Below are 23,972 nucleotides of genomic sequence, written 5' to 3' on the forward strand. Positions count from 1 at the left end.
CGCAAAAAACATACTTTAAAAGTAATTAGCAGGTTTTGGCAAGCAGCGACTTTAATATGTCTGGTACAAACTTGCGCTGCGCGGTAATGGCATAGAAGTGCTCAAACGCATCGGGTAAACGCTGATATTCAACTAGTAGGCCTTGTTCTATTTCATCCTTTACTACAACTGATGGCAATACCGATAACGCACCACTATCACGGGCAAGTAATCGCAGCATAGCCATATCATCAGCCTCTGCTTTTATTTTTGGCTGATACTGCCAACGAGCACACAAAGCATTAAATGAGTCTCTAATAGCAGAAGTTTTAGCGGGTAACACCCACTGTGCATCCGTGTAACCTGTTGGAAATTGGCCACGTATTTTTTTATCAGCTGGACCCACTATAGCTAATGGCTGACGAGATACCAACTGACTTTGCCAAAGCTGATCGTAGTGCTCAAGCCCGATGGGTTTATTAGTTAAAACTAAATCCAGTTCGTGTTCTGCCAAGCCATTTAACAGCCCATCCATACGCCCTGCAGTCAGCGAAAAGCGTACTTCGTCATTGCTCATTAAGGGATTAATAAACTCTTCGATAAAGTTACGAGAGAGCGTATTGAGCACTCCGATTGATAAATGCTGGGTTTGCGAAATCACCCCTTTATGAATAAAAGAAGACAGTTCTTCCCCTTTGGTGAATATATCGTTGGCGTACATTTGCACCCGCTTTCCCATATCGGTTAATGCGAGTGTGCGGCCTTTACGTTCAAATAACTCAATATTAATGGTGTGTTCTAATTGTTTTATTTGCGTAGAGAGCGCTGACTGCGACAAATGCAGCTCTTTCGCCGCTTGGGTTAAGTTACCAATGCGAGCAACCGACCAAAAATAATATAAATGATGATAATTTAAACGGCTCATTATTGTTCTCTTTTATAGAACGTTTACATACATTATATCTATTTTTATTTAGTTATCTAGTTTGCCATACTTTGCTCACTAAATAAGGAGCACTTAATGAGTGAGTATATTATTTCGTTGTTAATGCTAATAATGCCTTTAAGCACATTTATAGCAGCCTGGTTAATTGGCCAACGATCGCGCGCTTCAAATGGTCATGTACTGTTTAAAGTAATGATGTTTAATAGCCTTGCATTTATAACAGCTATTACGCTTCATCAAATTTATGCTTTTGATTTACTCAGTTTCTTATCGCTGACCATGACCCGAATTATTATGCTGGGGCTTATATTATTTATCACGCTGATATTGATTCGCTTTTGTAGGCACTATATGCAAGGTGAGCCACGCGTAAACTACTTTTGGCGATGGCTATTACTAACCATCACAGCCGTATTAGTTGTGGTTATGAGCAACCACTTAGCGCTATTTTGGCTAGGTTGGGTGGCGATAAGTTTAGCACTGCATAAACTTTTAATGTTTTACCCTGAGCGCCCACGAGCGGTGCTTGCCGCCCATAAAAAATTTATTGTGGCACGTGTTGCCGAATCCTTATTACTAATTGCATTTGGTATTTTGTGGTTCACTCACAATAGCCTGTACATAAGTGATATAACCGCCTTTTATCACACCACCACACAACCACTGTCTTTTGCAGAGCAAGTTGCCGCTTTTTTAATTGCCTGTGCAGCCTTAATAAAATGTGCTCAACTTCCAATACACGGTTGGCTAATTAAAGTGGTTGAAGTACCGACACCGGTGAGCGCGTTATTACATGCGGGAGTCATTAATTTAGGTGGCTTTTTATTAATTTTATTTGCTCCTTTGTTTATTCAAGCTAGCGCAGCCCAATGGTTAATTTTAATTGTTGCAGGTTTAACTACGGTGATCAGCGCATTAATAATGACCACTCGAATAAGCGTTAAAGTTCGGCTTGCCTGGTCTACCAGTGCGCAAATGGGGTTAATGCTGGTAGAGTGTGCGCTGGGGTTATTTGAGCTGGCTTTACTTCACCTTGTTACCCACTCAACTTATAAAGCTTTCGCATTTTTAAACTCAGGTAACGGCGTAAATGAAGATCTGATCCGTCGCCATATGCCAAAACAATCACCAGTATGCTTTGACTGGTTAGCCGGTGCGCTTATTTCAATAATAATCGTTGGTGCAGCATGGTTTATCAGCTCTTATCAGGGAGCGGTAAGTATTTGGTTGCTTTTAGCATCAGCGTTAACCATTTTGCTTGCAAATCAGCATGGTACAGCTACGGCTAAAACACGCAGTAAAAAACTGTTAATTGCACTATTAGTGGTCTTTAGCTATGTAGCGGCTAAAAATATCTTTGCGTTTGCACTTCCCCTTGAGCAGTGGCGCGAACCTGCATTTAGCCTGGCCGACAGTTGGGTAATAGCCCTTATTTTAACCCTAATGATAGCAAGCTACTGTTTGCGCTATCAATCTTGGCGCCCTCAGGTTAAATCACTGTCTACTTTATTATTTGCAGGCTTGTATTTAGATGAGTGGTTTACACGATTAACACTAAAAATATGGCCGATAAATTTGCCTAATAATGGCCACACTGATTTAAAAAATCATGCCGTTGGGATCACTATTGAGGAATCAAAATGAGCACTCTAACGCCTTCAGATAATAGAGCACTCTCGCTAAGCGACAGTCAAAAGAGCCTACTTGATAAAGTATGCGGTTACATAGCACCAAACTGGCCGTTAGATCAGATGATTGCAGTTAACCCATTTTGGGAAATGCGCCATATGCCAATTGAAGATGTAAGCGCACGACTGGATACCTTATGTAATGCCAACATGCTAATGCCTAAAGATTTTTATCTGCAAAAATATAACACCAGCATGATTACCGACAAACACTTAGCCGATGCCGCAACGCTACTTAATAGTGACTTTAATAAAGAGCAACTATTACAAGCGCTTAAGATTGATGTGCCATTAGTAGACTGGCACAACATTGCTGATTTACTCGACCAGCAACGTAATAAGCATAAAATGGCTTGGCATGATGAAATTACTCATCAGTTAAGTCAGTTTTGTGCTGCGCATTATCAACAACTCGGTCCCATGCTGCATCGTAATGATACTCAAGCCCCATCTGAATTATATCGCCATTGGCTAACTGTTATTCAAGCGGATAAAGGCATTAGCATTGTTATGGATGAACGGCATTTAAATGGCTATTTTAAGCGATTACCCACATCCGCAGATGAACTGATTGCACTGACCCTTAAAACGCTTAACATAGATAATGATTCGTTAGAGTTATACGCTCACTCATTGCTTTTAGATATTAACGGTTGGGCATCTTGGCTTGCGTATCTGCGATTTCAAGGTCAGCTTTACGACACGCCAACAAATGAGATGAAGCAACTTCTGGCCATGCGCATGGCATGGGACTTAGTGATTTGGCAGTACCTAGCCAATCACGATAGTGCTACATTTAAACAACTACAAAGTCAGTGGCAACAAGAAAAAGCGCTTGTCGTTGAGCGCTTACATGCACATAAACTAGCACAAAAACCATTATGGGTGTGGGCAAAAGCGCTAGAACTAAGTTTTCAATATCCACTTAATGATGCGCTGCAAACCGCGACTAAAGCCCCCGTGAAAAACGCTCAATTACAAGCGGTGTTTTGTATTGATGTTCGCTCGGAAGTGATTCGCCGTGCGCTAGAGTCTCAAAGTCAACATATTGAAACTTTTGGCTTTGCTGGTTTTTTTGGTTTACCTCTGGAATATCAAGAAAATGGCAGTGCTATTACTCGCCCACAGCTCCCTGGGCTACTTAAACCGGCTATACATGCCACGCAAACTCACAAAGACGCGACACTTGAAGCATCACGCCAAAATAGTGCCACATGGCAAAGCTGGTCAAAATCGGCCCCTTCATCGTTTTCTATGGTTGAGTCATCAGGTTGGCTATACGCATTTAAACTAATAAAAAATACCTTTTTATCTAAAGGCGATGCTAAAAAGTGCACCCCAACTGACTGGCAATTAACACAAAACCAGCAGCAACTGACCCTAAAAGACAAAACCGATTTAGCCCAAAAAGTGCTTACTACTTTAGGTATAAAAGCGTTGGCACCACAGGTGATGTTAGTGGGTCATGCTAGCCATACAACCAATAACTTACACAGTGCTGGCCTAGATTGCGGCGCCTGTGGCGGGCAAAGTGGTGAAGTGAATGTGCGAGTGCTCGCAAGCCTACTTAACGATATTCAAGTACGTCAAGCGCTTAAAACTCGGGGACTCACACTGTCAGAAAACACCCAGTTTATTGCAGCCATTCATAATACAACCACAGATGTGATCACCACCTATGATGCTCAACTGGATGATAATCTAAAAAAATGGCTCAGTGTGGCAACACAAACAGCTCAGCGCGAACGCTTAGTTAATATAGAGCCAAAGCTGATTGATAAATCAGCGGATGAAATTAATCACGCTTATCATCAACGCGCCCGCGATTGGTCGCAGGTGCGGCCTGAATGGGGACTTGCAAATAATGCCGCCTTTATTGTCGCGCCGCGCTCATGGACGCGAAGTATTAACTTACAGGGGCGCTGTTTTTTACACGATTATGATTGGGAAAGCGATAACGACTTTGCAATATTAGAGCTTATTATGACTGCGCCTATGATAGTCACCCATTGGATCAATAGCCAATATAATGCCTCGGTTAACGACAATCACAAATACGGCAGTGGTAATAAAATACTTCATAATGCGGTGGGCGGTAACATAGGCTTATTTGAAGGTAATGGCGGCGACCTGCGCATAGGCTTGGCCATACAATCGCTACACAATGGCGATAAATGGATGCACGAACCTATTCGCCTCAATGTATATATTGCTGCGCCACAATCAGCAATCGCAGCAATTTATAACAAGCATACGATGGTGAAGGAACTAATTGATAACCATTGGCTAACACTCATTCGTTGGGGCGATGACAACACCTTAGAGCGCTTTGAAAACGGGTACTTCACTACAGTTGCCCCCTCCACAGAGCGAGCATGATCAATGTTAAACGCTGTCATTGCCACTAAACATAAAAAGGCACCTTTGATCGCTCCCGCATTGAAGCCACTTGGCTATAATGTGGTAACAACCAGTCTATTTGATACCGATACGCTTGGGATGTTTACTAATGAAGTGCAGCGTGATTGCAGTGCCCAAACAGCAGCACTAATAAAAGCTCAACAAGCGTGTGAACTCACTGGCGAGCAATGTGGGCTTGGTAGTGAAGGCAGCTTTGGAGGTGGCCCATACCCTGGGTTAATGAACTGGGATGAAGAAGTAATTTGTTTTTACGATAAACACACAGACATCGCTATTTATGGACATGCAGGCGGGCCATTTTCACCCAGCAGCTTAACCATTAACAGCGAGACTAATGTTGAATCAATCACGGTCGCATGCCAGCGCTTTAAAGAGCAGCACTGGATACTTGATGACACTCAAACACTTTTTAAAGGGCTAAGCTTTGAAGGCTTGGTTGCTTTATTTAAAGAAAAAGTGCCCAAAGCCGGCATAATCACGCCTGATTTAAGAGCTATGTATAGTGGGCAACGCCAAGCTATTATTCGCCTCGCTGCCGAGGACTTAGCAAGGCGGTTGGCATCAAAATGTCCACAATGCCAGTGTGCTAACTTTGTTGCCAAACAACTCACTAAAGGCTTACCCTGTGAACTGTGTAACATGCCCACACAACAAGTAAAATCAACAACCTCTTTGTGTGATAGCTGCGGCTATAACCATATTGAAGCGAATGAAAAACACGTTGCCGATGCAACATATTGCCAGTTTTGTAATCCTTAAGAGTTATTATGACATCAATACAACCGACTCAATTATTAAATACTGAAGAGCGTATTAACCAAGCCGTAGCACTATTAAAAGCCGGCGAATGCGTTGCCTTACCCACAGAAACCGTTTATGGCTTAGCCGCAGATGCGACTAATAGTGATGCTGTAGCGAAAATATTTACCGCGAAAGGACGTCCAACAAATCACCCGCTCATTGTGCATATTCCCAATCAGTCGCATGTGCACCACTGGGCAAAAAATGTAAATAAGGCGGCCATCACGCTTGCTGATGCATTTTGGCCCGGCCCACTCACCCTAATTTTAAATGCTAAAGATGATTTAAACAGTCCGGTAACAGGCGGCTTGCCCACCATTGGACTTCGCGTGCCTGCGCATCCTGAGTTTTTAGCGGTACTAAAACAATTAAATACTGGTCTTGCAGCTCCCTCTGCTAATCGATACAAGCAGTTGAGCCCAATCAACGCAGCTCATGTTATGCGCGATTTGAATGGTCGAATTAGTGCGGTATTACAAGGAGGTGAATGTAATGTAGGTATTGAATCGACCATTGTCGATGCCAGCTCAGAGCAGTTACGCATATTACGCCCAGGACCAATTTCAGCATCTGATATTTTGCAAAAAACTGGACTGCATGTCAGCACGCCACATTCACATAACGAAGTGGTACCGGGTAATGTAAAAGCGCATTATCAGCCTCATGCACCAGCCATGTTGGCTAATACTGAAGATTTCGCTAAAATTTTGAGTGAAAACTCTCAGAGTAAAAGTCACTATTTAATCTATTCTACTCAATTGCAACAGCAATTATTAGCGGGCGACATTCCATCAGAGCGTATTACTAAGCTCAGTAGTTGCCCTATTGAATACGCTAAAAATATGTATAAAGCACTGCATCTTATTGATGAGACGACCCCATTAACTATTTATATCGAAAAGCCGCCAATAAGCAGTGAGTGGGCTGCAGTGAATGATCGCCTTAGTCGCGCGGCTACTAGTTAGCTTGCAGGTATTCAATTACAGAGGTCGCGTTCACAGGTTTGTAAAAGTAATACCCCTGAAAACGTTTACAGCCAATATCCACTAACATATCAAATTGTGCCTGCTCTTCCACGCCTTCAGCGATAACACTTATGTTATGGCTGAAGGCAATGGCAATAATACTTTGCACCATGCTGATAGACTTAGGATCTATTAAAATATCATCTACAAAGCTTTTATCTATTTTAAGTTCATCTATGGGCAGGCGTCTTAATAAACTTAGTGATGAATAGCCTGTACCAAAATCATCCATCGAGAAACGTATTCCACGCGATTTTAAGCTCAGTATAGTTTCAATCACATGCTCAAGGTTATCCATAAACAGTGACTCTGTAATTTCTAAAATGATACTGTGCGGAGCAACATTGTGCGCCTCTATACTTTGCAATAATTTAGGAATAAAAGCACTGCTTTGAAATTGCATCACAGAAATGTTAATTGCTAGTTCAAGAGGCGTATCGCTATGTTGTTGCATCGTTGCAAATTCACTAATAGAGCGCGCTAAAACAAAGTCACCGATTTTAAAAATTAAATCACTTTGCTCCGCAATAGCAATAAACTCAGCAGGTGAAACCATACCCAACTCGCTATCATGCCAACGAATTAGTGCTTCCATAGCATGAATTTTACCCTGCTCATTTACTTGGCACTGATAGGCCATAGAGAATGATTGCTCACTTAGCGCTACATTTAACCGCTCTTCTACTTTTAAACGGCGTAAATAAGCTTGTTTTATACCTGCATGGTAATGGCACAACCACTGTCCTGTATCTTTCGCCCATTGATTAGCCAAATGTGCGCTGCGCACTAGTTTACTTTTGGTTATGCCATGCTCTGGGTAGTTGGCCACACCAACACTCATATTTAAAGGACGTTCGGTATTTTTGGTTTCATATTGTTCAATAGAGGATGCTAATATTTGTTCAAAAGTGTGCCTATTTTGCTCATCCGATAAATGCGGCGTAATAATGCAAAACTCATTGCCACTGTTTCTAAAAACCAAATATGGAGCTGCGAATGTCGCTTGCAACATTGCGGCATAGGCTTTAATTGCCTTATCGCCATACTCCATACCAAAGCGATTATTCATCGAGCGTAAATTGGTAATGTTTATAATTGCCAAGCTAAACGATGTCCCTTTTTTTGCTTCAAAGCTATCACGCAGTGCTTTTCGATTAGGTAACTTAGTTAAATCATCATTACGAGAAAGGTAAAACAGTTCATCAATCCGTTTTTGCTCAGCACGAGCAATAAACCTAAAACCAAAATATAAGAGCGTACAAATCAGTAAATAAATGAAAGAATACCAACAGACCTTCCAATAAAATACACTTTTTATTGGCTGCATCGCTCTGTTTGAAAGTGTCCATAACTGATAGCGATTATCAAATTTTGCAGATGTGATATAAGGTTTGCCTTGAATATCAATAATAAGGCTAAATACTTCTTCAGAAGATTTAAGTGCTTGCTTTGTTTTACCCAGCTGTTTTACTAACTCAGCATCTAGAAGGCCAAAAAATTGCTTAGCTTGTGTACGTGTATAACTAGCAATATCAGCGCTTTTGTTTGAGCTATATTGAATGTAGCCATCTAACTCTCTAATAATTAATAAATAATCATCTTGAGTGCTGCTTAAAATATTTAAATATTTGTCACCATTTGAAATAGCCATTCCAGACGTCATCACTGCAATAACTTCTGCGTTTTCGTTTCTTAGCGACTTTCGGATCGGAATTATCCACTCTTGAAGTGTTTCATTATAGTACGTTTTGCCTAATATCATTTTATTAGACTTTAAAGTACGAGCAAAGTTGTCACGTGTTCTTTCATTTTCTTTAAGGTTAACTATGGTAGAAGCATCTAAGTTTGAACTGAAATAGAGTATTTGACCATGCGTATTAAATAATCCAAAACCAGTTGAAACGAGGTTTTCTAACAAAATATTATTAAGGTTCTTTATGAGAGATGTATTTGTAGATGAGCTATTATTAGTAACAATATCTCTGCCAATTAGATCCAGCATAAGCTCTTTATTTCTGAGGGTGCTTTTAAGTGCTTGCGCAGAAAACTCCACACGATTTTGGGAGCTTGTGCGGTATTCTTTTTCGATATTTCGCCATTCATAAGCCAACAAAACGCTTAATAGGACTAGACCGCCTAATAGCAAAAAACAAAAGAGTTTCCATAAATTATTTTTTATTAGTGCCATCTAATTTCTCACAACCCTTTTGGTAGTGTGTTATGTATTTGGGCCCTTAACTGCACTTTATGGCTAGCTTGGTTTTTTTTCAAGCTATTTTGTTGCAAAATTGAAACAAACACAAAAAAGCACCCATTATTTAACAATAAAAAACTGGCGCAATTAACAAAAAATTCAGTAAGAGTATTGTTTTTTATCGCTGAGGTAAGACGTTAATCCATTCTTAAATTGTATATACGTTTATCGCAGTGGTTATTGAGCGGCTATTATAATTTATTCCGTAAATATAATACTGATTTAAAACAATACCTTTAGTTCAAAATTACAATTAAAACTAGCATTTGTATTAAGCGCTTTAGCTTAGTCATAATTATGCAACAATCATCAGCGATAATAGCTGCATTATTAGTCAATATAGTTTTATAAGCCCCCATGAGTGAATCCATGGTGCAATTAACCTTTGCACTACCGTCATTTGAAGATCCTATCTCTGCGGCACTGAGCCACAGCATGGAATTTGAAACGCTGTCACAGCAGGCCAATAGCCAGCATCAAATTGCTTTGCAATGCGTTTTGCCTGAGGCTGCCCATGAAGGTGATATTATTTCACTTAGCGCAACGTTGCCAAACGCACGTGAAGCTCAGTACTACACAGAAAAAAAGCTCAGCCAACTTGATTTAGAGCAAGGACGAGTCACGCTTAGGTTAAGTGAAATAGCGCACCGTCGTGGTTTTGTAATGCAAATGATTTTGCATGGTAAACACGGTACGTTAAAAAATAGCTTGCAGTTTGATATGCACATTAACCAATTTGGTAATGGATATACTGTACCAATAAATACGATTACGCCGCCAAAGCCTCATCGCGTTCGTCAGTACCTTGCCAGTGTGGGAACAGCTTTAATCTCACTTTTTTAGCTCTTGTTATAAACTTTTCCATTAAGCTTTAATTAGTTAATCAGCAAAGCTCACTTTACCCATAGTAATATCTAAAATTCCACCCCTTTTATTTTTTGCACTTTGTCGCTGCCCTGCTAAACATTCGTTTGCCAAAATAGCAAACAGCACCGCCTCTTTGGCATCGGGGTGAACACCTAAATCATCAGTATTCTTAAACGCCTTAATATTTGGGCAGTGTATTAGTAATTGCTCCATCAATAATGGATTATGAATTCCTCCACCACTGGCATATACCACACAGTTTTGAACCCCTTCAGCACAGTCATTTAACGCCCTAGCAATCGTAGTCGCAGAAAGCGCATTTAATGTCGCCAACACATCTTCATGGCTTAAATCTTGGGTTGCGGTTTGGGCTTGGGCTGCGCGTAATAAGGCTAAATTAAACACCTCAGGCCCTGTTGTTTTTGGCAGTGATAATTTAAAAAACGCATTATCGCTGAGCGCTTTTAGCAGTTTTGCATTCACCTTGCCTGCTTTGGCAAGCTTTGCGCCCTCATCATAATGCAGCCCTTTAAAATAAGACTGTACGTAGGCATCCATAATGGTGTTACCTGGGCCTATGTCGCTACTAAACACGCTACTAGTATCACCGTTTTTAGGTAAAAACGTTAAGTTTGCAATGCCACCCATGTTTAATAAAATGCGGTTTTCATCAGGGCTGGCAAAAAATAAATAATCGCCATATACCGCTAAAGGTGCGCCTTCGCCCCCTGCGGCTATGTGCTTTTGCCTAAAATCGCCAACAGTGGTAATGCTTGTAGTAACTGCTATTTGGTCACTATCACCTATTTGCAAGGTGCCATGTTTAAAGTCATGATGGTTATGCTGCGACTGCGGACAGTGATAAATAGTTTGCCCGTGGCTTGCTATGGCATCAATACTCGCAGGGTCAATACCCCATGCAATTAAACACTGATTAACCATAGCACCATGGAGTTTTCCCACCCAAGGGTGTAACAAAGTCAGCACTTCTAAATCGCATTCGCGCTTGGCAAATACCTGCTTTATTTTAGTTTTATACTCGTCGCTGTATTCAACCGTAGTAAAATTTTTAACCTCTATTTGTGTATGTAAACCCGCACCGGTTATTTTACATAGCGCCACATCTAAACCATCTAAAGAGGTGCCACTCATTAAACCAATAATTAAACGACTGGGCTTTTTAGCGCTATTATAAAGGGCTTCGATATGAGGATGCATAGAGACTCTGTCTGGGTGTTTTTTACATTTTAAAAGAGTTTTAAGCAAAGTTATACCTGTATACACTTTAATTTTAATGAATTGTTTTTCATTGTTTAAGCGTTTAAAGCTTGCTAAGTTATTGCCTGATAATAACAAACTCATTTGTAGCATGATCACTTTACGAGCATTTAAACAACACGATACCTGCCAAATAGTCACCATTTTGAACGATCAACAAGTAGCTCGCTATTTGTCCTCTAAAATTCCATTTCCTTATACCCAAGCAGATGCAAACTGGTGGGTAAATGAGGGAGCAAAATTTGGCATCATTAAAGCCATTGAAGTTGATGGCCTGTGTGTTGGTTGTATTGGTGTTATTCCTGGTGAATTTGAGTATAGCCGCAGTGGCGAAATAGGTTATTGGCTTAGTCAGCAGTATTGGGGGCAAGGTATTATTACCCAAGCCATAGAGTTAATTACTAAAGAAGTGTTTGAAAGTACTAACTTAAACCGTATTCATGCGGCTGTATTTGCAGGTAATGTTGGCTCAATGAGCGCGTTGCTTAAAAATGGCTTTAATAACGAAGCTATTTTAAAGAAAGCAATTTATAAAAATGGTCACTATTTTGATAGCCATCTATTTAGTGTGCTAAAACAGAGTAATTGTTCTAATTAAATTCTTTCGACGGTTGAATTAACCACCTTTCGCCCAAAGCTCGTGTATCAAGGTACAAATCTTTTCTACCTATCCGCGCATTATTGTTGAGCAATGTATAGTTTTAAAGCTTAAACATTCGGTAGTAGGTGGTTTTTCACTTTATTTGGAGGTTTTTATGTCCACAACCAGTCGTCAATTTACTTTAGCATCACGTCCATATGGTGCTCCTACTAATGAAAATTTTGAACTTAAAAACGTAGAGTTACCATCATTAAAAGATGGTGAAGTATTGCTGCGTACTATTTATTTATCACTGGACCCCTACATGCGTGGTCGCATGAGCGATGCTAAATCGTATGCCGACCCTGTAGAAATTGGCGATGTAATGGTTGGTGCAACGGTTTGCCAAGTCGAATCATCTAAAAATGATAAGTTTAGCGAAGGCGAATGGGTATTAGCATATACAGGCTGGCAAACTTACGCTATCTCAAATGGCGAGGGCTTAATGTCATTAGGTAAAGAGCCAACTAATCCGTCTTATGCACTTGGTATTATGGGTATGCCTGGCTTTACCGCCTACATGGGCTTACTAGATATTGGCGCACCTAAAGCGGGTGAAACCGTTGTTGTTGCAGCAGCTACAGGCCCAGTAGGCGCAACGGTTGGTCAAATAGCTAAAATTAAAGGCTGTAAAGTAGTAGGCGTTGCCGGAGGCAGCGAAAAATGCGCTCATGCTGTTGAAACTCTTGGTTTTGATGCATGTATAGATCATAAAGCCGAAGATTTTGCCGAGCAGTTAGAAAAAGCATGTGAGCAAGGCATTGATGTTTATTATGAAAATGTGGGCGGAAAAGTGTTTGATGCCGTATTACCTTTGCTTAATACCTCAGCACGCGTGCCTATCTGTGGTTTGGTATCGCAATATAATGCCACCAGCTTGCCTGAAGGTCCTGATAGATTAGGTATGCTAATGGGACAATTGTTAACTAAGCGTATTAAAATGCAGGGCTTTATCATTTTTGATGACTATGGCGATCGTTATGACGAATTTGCACAAGACATGCAAAAGTGGCTGCAAGACGGAAAAGTTCAGTACCGCGAATATCTTGTAGATGGTTTTGAAAAAACCATCAGCGCATTTAACGACATGATCAGCGGGAAGAACTTTGGTAAAACCGTAGTAAAGATTAACAGCCCACTATAATAACATTCAGGCTATGTTGTAATTCAACACAGCTCAATAAGGAAGAAAATGATTAAACTACACCACTTAAACAAGTCTCGTTCTAAACGTATTATTTGGTTATTAGAAGAGCTTGAGGTTGATTACGAAATTGTTGCTTATCAGCGCAATACTGAAACTTTTTTAGCCCCTGATGAGCTTAAAAGTGTGCATCCGCTGGGTAAATCGCCAGTTATAGAAGATGATGGCTTAGTGATCGCCGAGTCTGGTGCTATCACAGATTACCTGATAACTAAATATGGCAAAGGTAAGTTTGCACCAGTCACAGGTACTGCAGAATTTGTAGACTACCAACAATGGCTTCACTTTGCAGAAAGCTCTGCAATTTTACCATTATTGCTAAAAATGTTTGTCCAGAAAGATGGTGCTAAAACGCAATTTTTAGAGGGCTATGCCGATACTGAAACCGCTAAAGTAATTAGCTATTTTAACAGCCGCCTTGAAGGCAAACGTTATTTAGTGGGCGATACTCTCACTGGTGCCGATTTTATGATGTCGTTTATTGTTGAAATCGTTAAAAACGCTGGCCAACTAGGGCACTTTAAAAACCTAGTTAAATACGATGAGCAATTACAATCTCACGAAAAGTTTCATACTGCCAACGAGCTTGAAGCTAAATACGACTAATTTTATGTTCGCTTTGATTGTGGCTAACGCAATCAGAGCTACAATCTCGTTACTCAGGCCTGTCTAAATAAATTTGTTTAAACGCATTAAAATTCAATTCAAATAATTCAACCAACGTCGGATCGAAATGATTACCTGCGCCTTTAATTATCTCAGCTTTTGCTTCATCCATGCTCCAAGGCTCTTTATAACAACGACGACAACATAACGCATCAAACACATCTGCAATCGCAGTAATTCGGCCCTCTAAACTTATATCTTTCTGTTTTTTAGCGTGCGGATAACCCGCTCCATCCCATCGTTCGTGATGATCAATCGCAATATTAGCCGCCATATCAATGACAGGATTTCCCGTACCTTTGAGTATTTCCCAGCCTTTGGTGGTGTGCTGTTTCATAATTTCCCATTCATCAGGGTCTAATTTAGCAGGTTTGTTTAAAATCAAGTCTGGAACGCCAACCTTTCCTACATCGTGCAACTGCGCTGCTAAACTAATTCTATCGCAATATGCTCTATTTTGATCATGTAACTCAGCTAACAATTTGGCATATAAACCTACCCTGATCACGTGGGAACCTGTCTCTTTAGAGCGTGACTCCATCGCCCCACCCATTAACGATATAGCAAGCTGTTGTGTTTCTTCAACTGAATTGGCTAATAATAGGCTTTCAAATGTTAAAACCACATTACCTAAAAATAAATCGACTAGTTGCTGAGCTTCTTTTTTAACCGGTTGTAATGATTGGAATGCTAAAATAGAATCGAGCCCTTTTTGGGAGTGATGAAAATAAACATAATGATCATCTGCTATAAAATTCTGCTTAGTTTGCTTTGCTCTTAAAAAATACTCTTGATGTTTTTGTGGAATACTGTCAATTCCGTTGCCCGTGAATAAATGTATGCCAGAAAGCTCTCCTTCGATCATTTGTAGTCTTTGATCTAGCTGGCAAATGCCAAATACTTTAGGCGCATCAATATAGAGATTTGCCTCGCTCATATTCAGCACTAACTTAAGCTCTTCCATAACAACAGAGGTAAACTCAACTAAATCACCAATTTGGGTAATAGTAGAAATTGCTTTTATTAGTCGCTTTAAATTATGGCGGTGGGTTTGTAACATGCAAATATCGCGATACGCTCGCAAAGAAGTATAAAAAATTAATTCAAGGTCATGGCTTTGCAGTTGGCTCTTTGCTTTATAGCCATCAATATCATAATCGCGGATAACACTGCGCTCTGGCGCAACCCCTGGCTGTCCGGTTCTTAAAATAATTCGGCTGTACACATTTTGTAAGTCTTGGCGTATGTAACGAGCAAGCTCTAAGCCTGCATGCTCTGTCTCCATAACAACATCGAGCAAAATTAAAGCATAGCGTTCTGAGCTTTGTAGTTTTTCTTTTGCTTGAGCTGCACTATAAACACTGTGCAGCTCGATAGGGCGTTGCTCAAATTCAAAGCGCTTCATTGCAAGTTGAGTTACTTGGTGCACCGAATCATCGTCATCCACCACTAAAATTTTCCATGGTTCAACGTTTTCAATATCCAAAGCCTGCTTTAAAACGTCATCATCTTGTAACCAATCCATAAACACACCCTGCTAATTATTGAGTTGATAGCGTTAAGGGAAATTGAATGAAAAAATAAACACCTGGTGTTTGTTTTTTCTTTACAAATATTTGCCCTTTCAAGCGGTGTACAACAAGGTTATACACAATATTCATGCCTAAACCGCTACCGCCACCCGCTCTATTTGTGGTGTAAAAGGGATCAAACACTCTTTTTCGAGCTTCTTCAGTCAAGCCGCATCCATCATCTTGATAATGAATTTGAACATATTCTGAGTATTCTATATGAACCGTGATTAGCCCTTTTCGATTGCCATTACCATAGCCGTGGACAATAGAATTCATGACTAAGTTTGTAAAAATTTGCGCTAAAGCCCCCGGATCAGAGTAGACCTCTGGTTCAAGCTCGGTTGCTGTAACCTTAATATCAATCTCTGTCGTTTTTACTGTGTGATACAGGCTTCTGAGCACTTCATTAAAATATTGGCTAATATATAAGCTACGGAGCTCTTCTGTGGTTTGATCAACCGCAACACGTTTAAAGCTGCTGATTAAACCAGCGGCGCGTTGCATATTTTTCAGTAAAATGTCACAACTTAAATCAACTTCAGTAATAAATTCGCTAAACTGCGTTTTACTCAAGGAGCCAGAAGCAACTTTGTTTTTAGTTTCAATTAGTATTTGTCTCAAATGCGACGTCGCAGTTACACAAACACCTAATGGCGTATTCACTTCATGTGCGACGCCACTAACTAAACTGCCAAGTGATGACATTTTTTCTGCTTCAACAAGCTCTTGTTGAGTACGGCGAAGCTTTATGGTTTGTTCAAGTAAAGCTTGTTCTGCCTCATAGCGTTTACTCGACATTAAATTAATAGAATCACTTAGACGGTCATGAGGGCCGCGCTTAGATACAGTTTGAGAAAAGTCGCCACTGGCTATAGCTGAGCAAACCTGATCAATATCTTTACTGGCTTTAATTAAACGCTCAAAACTTCTAAACATAGTGCCAAGCTCATCTTTTTGAGCCATATATTTTTGAGCATGAATGGATAAATCTCCATTAGCTAGCTGTTCAACAGATTTAATCGCAATATTAATACGCTTAGTTGTTCTGTTAATAAAATACCAAAAGAGTAAAAAAATCAGTAATACACTTGCAAAAGCGGCTGCCAATAATGGTTTAAATTGCGCTTGAATAGGCCCAATAATATCCAATTCAGAGCGGCGCACTATCACTGTCCAATTACCAGTGGCAACCTTGGCCTTATCAAAATAGAAAACCCCAGAATCAAAAGGATCGTTAGCAGATAGTACCTCTCTTTCTTGTCCCTGTGACTTTAGCTGCTTGGCTATACTTGCATAATTAGTATCTAAAATTGCTTTCGTTTTTAATCCTGAGTAATTCAATGTCGTTGCAATCACGTTGTCGCGTTGACTGAGTAGCAAAACATCAATTTTTAATTGCTGCTTTATGGTTTGTAAAAACTCAGTGATGTCAGCAAGTGCTCTATCTACGCTTGCCATACCGACAAATTTATCATTAATGATAATGGGCGAACTTTGTTCAACTAGCATTCTTCCCTCGTAAACATAGGGCTCAGTGATCATCGTTTCGGTATTGCCATCACGTAAAAACTGTTGACGTACTCCCTCATAATAAAGACTAGATTCCATGTCCACCAAGGGCTCAAGTAACAAGCGTTCAGAGTCACTAAAATCACGATGCCAATAAGGTAAAAAACGACCGGTTTGGTCTACATAAACGCCCTCTTTTAATGGCGAAGCATTCACATAGGCTTGATCTTGATTATCGGCATTAGGCTCATAACCAAAAGAAGCCCCCACGAATGAAGGATTCATTTTAAGCACTGCACGAACAAAATTAATACTTGCCTCTCTATCACCAAACAACCCATTTTGCTGTGCTAAGGCCATAATTTCGGTAGTGCGTACTGCCAATTGCGTCTCTTCATTTACTTTTGCAGCAATAGTATCGGCGGTCTGACTCAAGTTAAGCTTTGCTTGCATAACAGCCTGATTAAGGCTGGTTGAATACCAGTAACTCAAAATACCAGTAATAATAAGCATTACGGGAAATGCCAAATAAAGCAGCATTTTTCCTTGCAAAGAATGTATGAGTGTTAGTCGCATAATTTTAGGCTTAAACAAGCAAGCCAATGTCCTGAGGATTTGAAGTAGTAAGCTTAAAAATTAGACTATAAAAACTTTCTAGGCAAATGAATTGTGTAGAAATAAATGTGAAAGAAGGGTATTAAAATACCAGCTGCCTAGTAGATAAGATTGTTAAATAGGGTATGGTTTAAAGACAAAAACACTCTGCAAAACTTTTATTTTTAATCGGCCAATCGATAACCCACAGCTGGTTCAGTTAAGATATATTTTGGACTAGCGGGGTTAGCCTCTAATTTTTGTCTGAGCTGTGCCACATGGACTCGTACGTATTCAGGACGGTCTATGTACTGCGCTCCCCAAATATGGCTTAAGATTGCATTATGGGTGAGTACTGTATTTTTATTTTGAAACAGTAATAATAATATTGCGTACTCTTTTTTAGTGAGTTTTATCTCATTTCCAGAAGAGGTTACTCTGTGCTTTTGTGGATCTATTTTTATATTCCCGCAGGTAAATGCCACACTCGGCTGGCTCTGGGTACGTAATAAAACCCGAATCCGGGCTAGCAACTCATTGGCGCTAAACGGTTTGGTAATATAGTCATTTGCCCCATTATCAAGCGCAGTGACCTTTTCAACTTCGCCATCTCGAGCTGATAGCACTAAAACAGGTAAGGCACTCCATTGTCGAAACTCAATTAACCAGTCTTGACCATCCATGTCTAGCAGGCCTAAGTCTAACAATACAAGATCGTAACTTTGCTCACTTAAACGTGCAAAACCATCTAACCCTTTATCACAAATACTTAGCTCGTAACCACTGGCTTGCAACAAGGTTTTTAAAAAGCTTTGTAGAGGGGGAGAATCTTCTAATATCAAGATTTTAGTCATTACTTTTTTCCCAGATTAACTTTGCGTGCGCCATATTTGTTTCGTTATTAATTGTTAATGTAAATGTGCCCTGGTGAAATTTAGCAACCACATCACAAATAATGCTGCCTAACCCAACGCCTTCATCGCTACTTGTTTGCCCTTTAATTACCAAGTTATTAGTTAGAAGTAACTGATAAACTACCTTTTGCTGATTAGTACTTTGCGTAAATTCAACGCTCACCTTTTTATCACCATAACGCCATGCATTTTCGAGCATATTAGCCAGCGCAATTTCTAACAAAGTCACATCCCCTTTGCATGTTGTCTGAGCGTCTATATTGGTATTTATGATAAAATCAGTGAGTTGCTGCTGTCTTCTAGCTTTAGCTTCACTAAGTAGTGCTTGTAAGTTTATTGTTTGCCAACTTAGATTTTCACCCATTTTATTAACTCGGCTTAACTCCATTACTTTATCAAAGTGCTCATTTAGTATTTTACTTTGCTCATAAATATTACTCGCTTGCTCTTTTATCACGCTGTCACTGAGGGTAATCTCATCATCTGCAAGCATGCTCGATGCGCCCATAATAGTCGCCAGTGGTGTGCGTAAATCGTGAGACAAACTGCGTAAAAGTGCATTTTTAGCGCGCTCTAATTCCGCTTGCACCGAAATAGCAGCCGACTGTTGGCGTAATAACGTTTTTTCATGTACCTGATAAAGAAGCGAAATAGCGGTGTCCGCAAAGGATTTTTGCCCTTGCGTTAACCGTTTAGTAAAATTAAACCCGCCCCAGCTAGGGTTAACTTCACTAAGCAATATAAACTCACTATTGCCCTGCGATGCTGCAGGTATAAATGTACAAAATGCGTTTAAATGCTTGCTGATCCGCTGCACAAAGTACTTTTTTTGTTCATCCAGCGTATCTAAGCTGTTTAAGTCTTTGGCCAGTTCGTACAAGGTGCGACTATTACTTGCATGTAATTGCACATCCCTAACTTTAGTACTGAGCTCCCCTGCCAATTGGCTGATCACAAAACCAACAATCAGCATAACCATAAAGGTTACTAAATATTCTATGTTTTCAATATGAAAAGTAAAATTTGGGGCAACAAAAAACCAATCTGTACACGCCACACTCACTAAGGTGGTCAGTATGGCAAGACGACGATTACTGCGCACAGCAACCCAAGTCACCCACAATAACTGAAGCATCACGATATCAGTGGTAGTAAACCAATTACGTACAGGGTAAATGGCAATAACCACAATTAATGGCATTATTACTGCCAAAAACAATGCGTTATACCAACGTGGTTTAGCCTCTGCCTGATTCATTAATTATTCCTCTAACATTTGAGCACCTAGATTACTGCCTTTTCGATATTGCCTCTATAAAGTTTTTATAAAGTTTTTTATCTGATTCGTTAAATCTTTATAAAGCTTTTAACGCCTACCTACATTGTTACTTTAATAACTCATATTCTAACTTCAGCAGAAGGAGTAATACGTATGTTGGGTTGGATAAAAATAATGATGCTTACAGCCTATATATTAACTGTTTATTGACCAAATGAACTTTACCACTTCTCTCTTTTAACTTTAATTTAGGTATCAACATGGCACATTTTACAGTGATCGGATTGGGTCGATTTGGCATTGCAGCAAGCCTTGAGTTAATTCATTTAGGGCATACAGTCACTGGGGTTGATAGTAACCCTAAACTAGCTGAAAAATATGTTGAGCATTTATCTGAAACCGTTGTTTGCGACTCCACTGATGAAGCCGCACTTAAAGAGCTTGATTTAGCGAGCAGTCAGGCCGTTTTAGTGGCGATTGGAGAAGACATGCAATCGAGCATTCTGTGCACCCTTGCATTAAAAAACCTAGCTGGTAAGCAAATATGGGTTAAAGCGAGCACCAAAGCCCATCACACAATTATTTCTAAGCTAGGTGTAACACGCATTATTCATCCTGAAGAAGAAATGGGCGTGCGCGTTGCACAAGCGCTTAATTACCCTGTAGTAAACGACTATATTTCCTTAGGCAATGGCTTATACGTTGTTGAAGTAAGTATAAAAGCGCACTTACATAAAACAAAACTAGGGCATTTACTTAAAGAAATAAAAGGCACTGTAAACCCATTATTGGTCAAGCGCGCAAAGCAAACGTTTGTCAAACTTGATGACGACTTTGAGTTACTTACCTACGACACTTTACTGTTATCAGGTAATCGAGTCGAACTAAACTATCTTGCACCAAGGCTTTTATAACTATGGTTTTATGGCATCCCCTCAAAACGCCTATTGAGCGAAAAGTCAGTGGGCATAAAAAACTCAATGCGGCTCCACCGCTTATTTTATGTTGCAGTTTTTTAATATTAATAACGCTTGGGGCATTGGCGTTAAAACTGCCTTTTGCAACCTATGAGCCTATTTCATGGATACAAAGTGCGTTTACAGCAACCTCTGCGGTGACTGTAACTGGACTGGTTGTCGTCGATACCGGTTCAGTGTTTACTCCTTTTGGACAAGGCGTTATTGCGCTATTAATTCAACTAGGCGGTCTAGGTTTAATGACCTTTGCGGTTGTAACTTTAATGGCACTGGGTAATAAAGTTGGCTTTATTCAAAAAACAGTGACTAAAGCTGCATTTAATCAAACAGATACATCTACTTTGGTAAATACCGCTAAGTCTGTTTTGCTGTTTGCGCTAATCGTTGAATCTGTAGGCATTATTATTTTAACGCTGTATTGGCTACCCGAAATGGGCTTACAAAAAAGCTTTTTTCATGCACTTTTTTATACTATTAGCGCTTTTAACAATGCAGGGTTTGCATTAAGTCCTAACAGCTTAATGCAGTATGTAGAAGACCCCGTTGTAAATTTAACAATTACCTGTTTGTTTATTATTGGTGGCCTTGGCTTTACCGTATTAACAGATTTATATAAGTCAAAGCGTTGGGCTAAGCTCAGTCCCTACAGTAAATTAATGCTGATCAGCACTGTTATTATTAACGTTATTGCATTGTTGCTTATTTACGCAATTGAATACGATAACCCAAAAACACTGCAGCCGTTATCTGAAATAGGGAAATGGCTAGCAGCTTGGTTTCAAGCCGTTACTCCTCGTACTGCGGGGTTTAATACCATTGCTATTGAAGAATTAAAAAATGCCAGTACCGCTTTAACTATGATGCTTATGTTTATTGGTGGCGGGTCTTTGAGTACTGCAAGTGGCATAAAGGTCGTTACGTTTATCGTTTTAATATTAGCAACCTATAGCTACTTAAGGCGTGACAAGGGCGTCACCGTGCTACGCCGAGAAATAGACAAAGATTCAGTGTATAAAGCATTAGCCTTAACCGTTATTTCAGCGGGAGTCACTTGGTTGGCTATTTTTACATTACTGGTCGTTGAAGATGCACCTTTTTTAGATATTGCTTTTGAAGCGGTATCGGCACTGGGTACGGTAGGACTTTCACGCGGTTTAACGTCATCGTTATCACCGCTGGGGGAGTTTATCATTATGTTTTTAATGTTTATGGGCAGAATAGGCCCGCTCACTCTCGCCTACTTTTTAGCAAGTCCACGAAGTAAAAAACTAAGATACCCAAGCGCACAACTCTCTATTGGTTAAAAACACAAACGCGGGTTTATTAGTTAGTCCGTATTTTTAAATACCGGCTATTTCGCGCTCTGTAATACACTCGTTCGAGGCCATTTCAAACTCACGGCAAGTAAGTGGGCGATTTTCGTAAATAGTACACATTAGCGTATTGCGGTCGAGTGCTTGGCACCAACCATCATCGCCGCGTTTCATTACTTCACTGCCCCACTTGTCGTAATCAATGTACTGAAAAGGCACACCGGTGTCGATTACTATGCGCACTTCTAATTGGCAACAACACGCTTGGCAGTTAGCACAAGTAACGGCGGTTGTATCGATATTTTCAACAGCAATGATTGAGTTTGACATACAGACTTATGAGAAATGATATACAACCTACAGGATACACGAGCGGAGCAATGGTGACAGTAAAATAACTGTCAGATTTTATAAACATCGTCATATGTAATTAACCAATTACTAAAAAAGCGTGCTGGTTAATCAGCACGCTTATTAGTTACGGATTAAAAAGTGAAAACCACTTTAACGTTATCCGATACAGCCGATGAAGAAACAAAGCCAATGGTGTTAGGGTTAGCTGAGACCATTTTGATCACTTCACTGTCATTTTCTAACTCTTTAGGCGGTGTGCCTTTTCCTGTAAAAATCAGTTTTGACCAATACGCTTTTAACTGGTTAGAAGTTTTGTTGAGCAATTTACTATTAAATTGCTCGGTTGCAGCACTGCTTGATTCTTGAGATATTGGAATGATCTTATTACCATTACTAAATGACTTTTCTTTTCCTGTATAAATTCGACTAATAACAGACTCATCAAAACTACTTTCATTTGAGGGATGCACAATAATAGCAAAATCTGCATAGGCGAAGTTAGTAAACAAGAATATTACACAAAATATTAATTTTTTCATCTTACTTCTCCTTAAAATACAACATCAACACCAAGGGTGATTGCTTTACTATCACCAGCCACAGCTAAATCAAACGAATCATCTTTAACCCTATCGTATTGCACTTTAAATGCCGCTGACGGATGAAAGTCCCACCTCACACCAACAGCAAATGTATTATGCTGCTCTGTATCGCCCTCACCTTCTTGTTCAAAGTCTGAAAACATGACATAGGGGGTAATTGAGTCAAAACGATAGCCCGCACTGATCATATAAGTATCAAGATTACCATCTAGGTCTAAGCGGTTAAGTTCACTTAAAACAAAAAAATCACCAAAATCAAGATTTGCAGCTAAGCCATAAAATTTACCATCTCTGCTGTCTTTACCGTCCCACAAAACGGGTTCACCCGCGCGAAAACGCTTGTTGGTATATTGCATGTGGGTCACTCTTAGTTCGAGCCAGTCACGATTAAGTAGTAGTACGCCGCCTAGCATATCTTCCCAAATTTCTCTTGTCGGCTCTTGAAAGAAGAAGTCTGATAACAGTTTGTTATCGTCATCATCTTCTTTACCGGTATAAACATTTGCAGATACTCCCCAGTCACCTACAGAGCCTGAGTAAAGTAAATTAACCCCCTCGTAGTTAAATACTTGCCATGTATAGTTGTCAGCAGGGGCCCGCATCCACACATATGCATAACCTACATCGAAGAAGTCTGAATAATAAAATAGTGGTAAACGCTTCTTACCGGCTTGAATAGTCCAATTATCGTTAATATCGTAAGAAATATAGGCCCATTCAAAATTTGCCTCAAAGTCGTTAACTCCTCTGGCAACTAGCTGACCAGTGACAGAAAGGCCTTCACCTAAATCGCCTGATACCTGTAATCCAATCAAAGACTCTGGCGAAAAGGATAAATCTTCAGTGTAGGCACTTACATTTGGGTAGTCCGCAAGAAAGGTTGGTTCAACGCCATATTGCGGGACACCGGTGCCGCTTAGCACTTTACCCGCATTAATACTCGCGAAACCTGAAATATTAATTTCAGCATAACTACTTGCTGATACAAATACCCCCAATAGTATAATTTTTTGCAGTTTCATTGATCACCTCATTATTATAATGGCCGTCATAGCCAATTTGAGTATAGTAAAGCGAAGAAAAGAAA

Annotated in this window: 20 protein-coding genes; 10 read left to right on the forward strand and 10 right to left on the reverse strand. The window is 40.0% G+C overall.

Going from position 1 to position 23,972, the window contains the following annotated elements; genetic code table 11:
- Positions 1-25: 25 nt before the first annotated feature.
- Entirely contained in the window at positions 26-904 is an 879-nt protein-coding gene (locus FLM54_RS16305; protein WP_138621673.1) for a LysR family transcriptional regulator, read from the reverse strand.
- A gap of 96 nt (positions 905-1,000) precedes the next feature.
- On the opposite strand from FLM54_RS16305, the gene FLM54_RS16310 reads away from it, so the two are divergent.
- The 4 genes from FLM54_RS16310 to FLM54_RS16325 are packed head-to-tail and all read left to right on the forward strand — an operon-like array spanning position 1,001 to position 6,800.
- On the forward strand, positions 1,001-2,569 hold the full coding sequence (locus FLM54_RS16310) for an NADH-quinone oxidoreductase subunit L (protein ID WP_178956967.1): 1,569 nt from the start codon (positions 1,001-1,003) through the stop codon (positions 2,567-2,569).
- Entirely contained in the window at positions 2,566-4,992 is a 2,427-nt protein-coding gene (locus FLM54_RS16315; protein ID WP_178956968.1) for a YbcC family protein, read from the forward strand. The genes FLM54_RS16310 and FLM54_RS16315 overlap by 4 nt, the downstream gene beginning before the upstream one ends.
- Before the next feature lie 3 nt (positions 4,993-4,995).
- The gene (locus FLM54_RS16320) at positions 4,996-5,793 is read left to right on the forward strand and encodes a DUF6671 family protein (RefSeq protein WP_178956969.1); all 798 of its coding nucleotides are present in this window, start codon (positions 4,996-4,998) and stop codon (positions 5,791-5,793) included.
- A gap of 8 nt (positions 5,794-5,801) precedes the next feature.
- Positions 5,802-6,800, forward strand: a complete 999-nt coding sequence (locus tag FLM54_RS16325; RefSeq protein WP_178956970.1) for an L-threonylcarbamoyladenylate synthase — start codon at positions 5,802-5,804, stop codon at positions 6,798-6,800.
- On the opposite strand, the gene FLM54_RS16330 is transcribed toward FLM54_RS16325, so the two are convergent.
- Positions 6,793-9,048, reverse strand: coding sequence for an EAL domain-containing protein (locus FLM54_RS16330; protein ID WP_178956971.1), 2,256 nt, complete (start codon positions 9,046-9,048; stop codon positions 6,793-6,795). The genes FLM54_RS16325 and FLM54_RS16330 overlap by 8 nt on opposite strands.
- A gap of 423 nt (positions 9,049-9,471) precedes the next feature.
- On the opposite strand from FLM54_RS16330, the gene FLM54_RS16335 reads away from it, so the two are divergent.
- A complete protein-coding gene (locus FLM54_RS16335) occupies positions 9,472-9,957 on the forward strand; it encodes a hypothetical protein (protein ID WP_178956972.1) in 486 nt (161 codons plus the stop codon).
- A gap of 36 nt (positions 9,958-9,993) precedes the next feature.
- On the opposite strand, the gene FLM54_RS16340 is transcribed toward FLM54_RS16335, so the two are convergent.
- Positions 9,994-11,199: an anhydro-N-acetylmuramic acid kinase gene (locus tag FLM54_RS16340; protein WP_178956973.1), complete on the reverse strand. Its 1,206-nt coding sequence runs from the start codon at positions 11,197-11,199 to the stop codon at positions 9,994-9,996.
- 151 nt (positions 11,200-11,350) lie between these two features.
- Between FLM54_RS16340 and FLM54_RS16345 the strand changes: the two genes are divergently transcribed.
- From FLM54_RS16345 to FLM54_RS16355, 3 genes are all read left to right on the forward strand, one after another.
- Positions 11,351-11,857: a GNAT family N-acetyltransferase gene (locus FLM54_RS16345; RefSeq protein WP_178957430.1), complete on the forward strand. Its 507-nt coding sequence runs from the start codon at positions 11,351-11,353 to the stop codon at positions 11,855-11,857.
- A gap of 157 nt (positions 11,858-12,014) precedes the next feature.
- Positions 12,015-13,043, forward strand: coding sequence for an NADP-dependent oxidoreductase (locus FLM54_RS16350; RefSeq protein WP_178956974.1), 1,029 nt, complete (start codon positions 12,015-12,017; stop codon positions 13,041-13,043).
- Positions 13,044-13,091: 48 nt separating this feature from the next.
- Positions 13,092-13,709: a glutathione S-transferase family protein gene (locus FLM54_RS16355; RefSeq protein ID WP_178956975.1), complete on the forward strand. Its 618-nt coding sequence runs from the start codon at positions 13,092-13,094 to the stop codon at positions 13,707-13,709.
- A 49-nt stretch (positions 13,710-13,758) separates the two neighbouring features.
- Here FLM54_RS16355 and FLM54_RS16360 read toward each other — a convergent pair whose 3' ends face one another.
- The 4 genes from FLM54_RS16360 to FLM54_RS16375 form a co-directional block, all read right to left on the reverse strand.
- Complete coding sequence (locus FLM54_RS16360; protein WP_178956976.1) at positions 13,759-15,294, reverse strand: HD domain-containing phosphohydrolase; 1,536 nt, start codon at positions 15,292-15,294, stop codon at positions 13,759-13,761.
- A 16-nt stretch (positions 15,295-15,310) separates the two neighbouring features.
- Positions 15,311-17,428 (reverse strand): ATP-binding protein, encoded by a 2,118-nt coding sequence (locus tag FLM54_RS16365; RefSeq protein ID WP_256729746.1) that lies wholly within the window; start codon positions 17,426-17,428, stop codon positions 15,311-15,313.
- Between the two features lie 203 nt (positions 17,429-17,631).
- Positions 17,632-18,300: a response regulator gene (locus FLM54_RS16370; protein WP_010389477.1), complete on the reverse strand. Its 669-nt coding sequence runs from the start codon at positions 18,298-18,300 to the stop codon at positions 17,632-17,634.
- Complete coding sequence (locus FLM54_RS16375; protein ID WP_178956977.1) at positions 18,293-19,618, reverse strand: DUF4118 domain-containing protein; 1,326 nt, start codon at positions 19,616-19,618, stop codon at positions 18,293-18,295. Before FLM54_RS16375 ends, FLM54_RS16370 begins: the two co-directional genes overlap by 8 nt.
- Before the next feature lie 281 nt (positions 19,619-19,899).
- On the opposite strand from FLM54_RS16375, the gene FLM54_RS16380 reads away from it, so the two are divergent.
- A complete protein-coding gene (locus tag FLM54_RS16380; RefSeq protein ID WP_178956978.1) occupies positions 19,900-20,553 on the forward strand; it encodes a potassium channel family protein in 654 nt (217 codons plus the stop codon).
- A gap of 2 nt (positions 20,554-20,555) precedes the next feature.
- Complete coding sequence (locus FLM54_RS16385; protein ID WP_178956979.1) at positions 20,556-21,920, forward strand: TrkH family potassium uptake protein; 1,365 nt, start codon at positions 20,556-20,558, stop codon at positions 21,918-21,920.
- A 36-nt stretch (positions 21,921-21,956) separates the two neighbouring features.
- Here the strand turns inward: FLM54_RS16385 and FLM54_RS16390 are convergent, their stop codons facing one another.
- The 3 genes from FLM54_RS16390 to FLM54_RS16400 form a co-directional block, all read right to left on the reverse strand.
- Positions 21,957-22,259 carry a YkgJ family cysteine cluster protein gene (locus FLM54_RS16390; protein ID WP_178956980.1) on the reverse strand — a complete coding sequence of 101 codons (303 nt, stop codon included), beginning with the start codon at positions 22,257-22,259 and terminating at the stop codon, positions 21,957-21,959.
- A gap of 155 nt (positions 22,260-22,414) precedes the next feature.
- Positions 22,415-22,822, reverse strand: a complete 408-nt coding sequence (locus FLM54_RS16395; RefSeq protein WP_178956981.1) for a substrate-binding domain-containing protein — start codon at positions 22,820-22,822, stop codon at positions 22,415-22,417.
- A gap of 11 nt (positions 22,823-22,833) precedes the next feature.
- On the reverse strand, positions 22,834-23,907 hold the full coding sequence (locus tag FLM54_RS16400; protein WP_054201437.1) for a porin: 1,074 nt from the start codon (positions 23,905-23,907) through the stop codon (positions 22,834-22,836).
- Between the last annotated feature and the right edge of the window lie 65 nt (positions 23,908-23,972).

Source organism: Pseudoalteromonas sp. Scap25, from assembly GCF_013394125.1.
Taxonomy (GTDB): Bacteria; Pseudomonadota; Gammaproteobacteria; order Enterobacterales; family Alteromonadaceae; genus Pseudoalteromonas.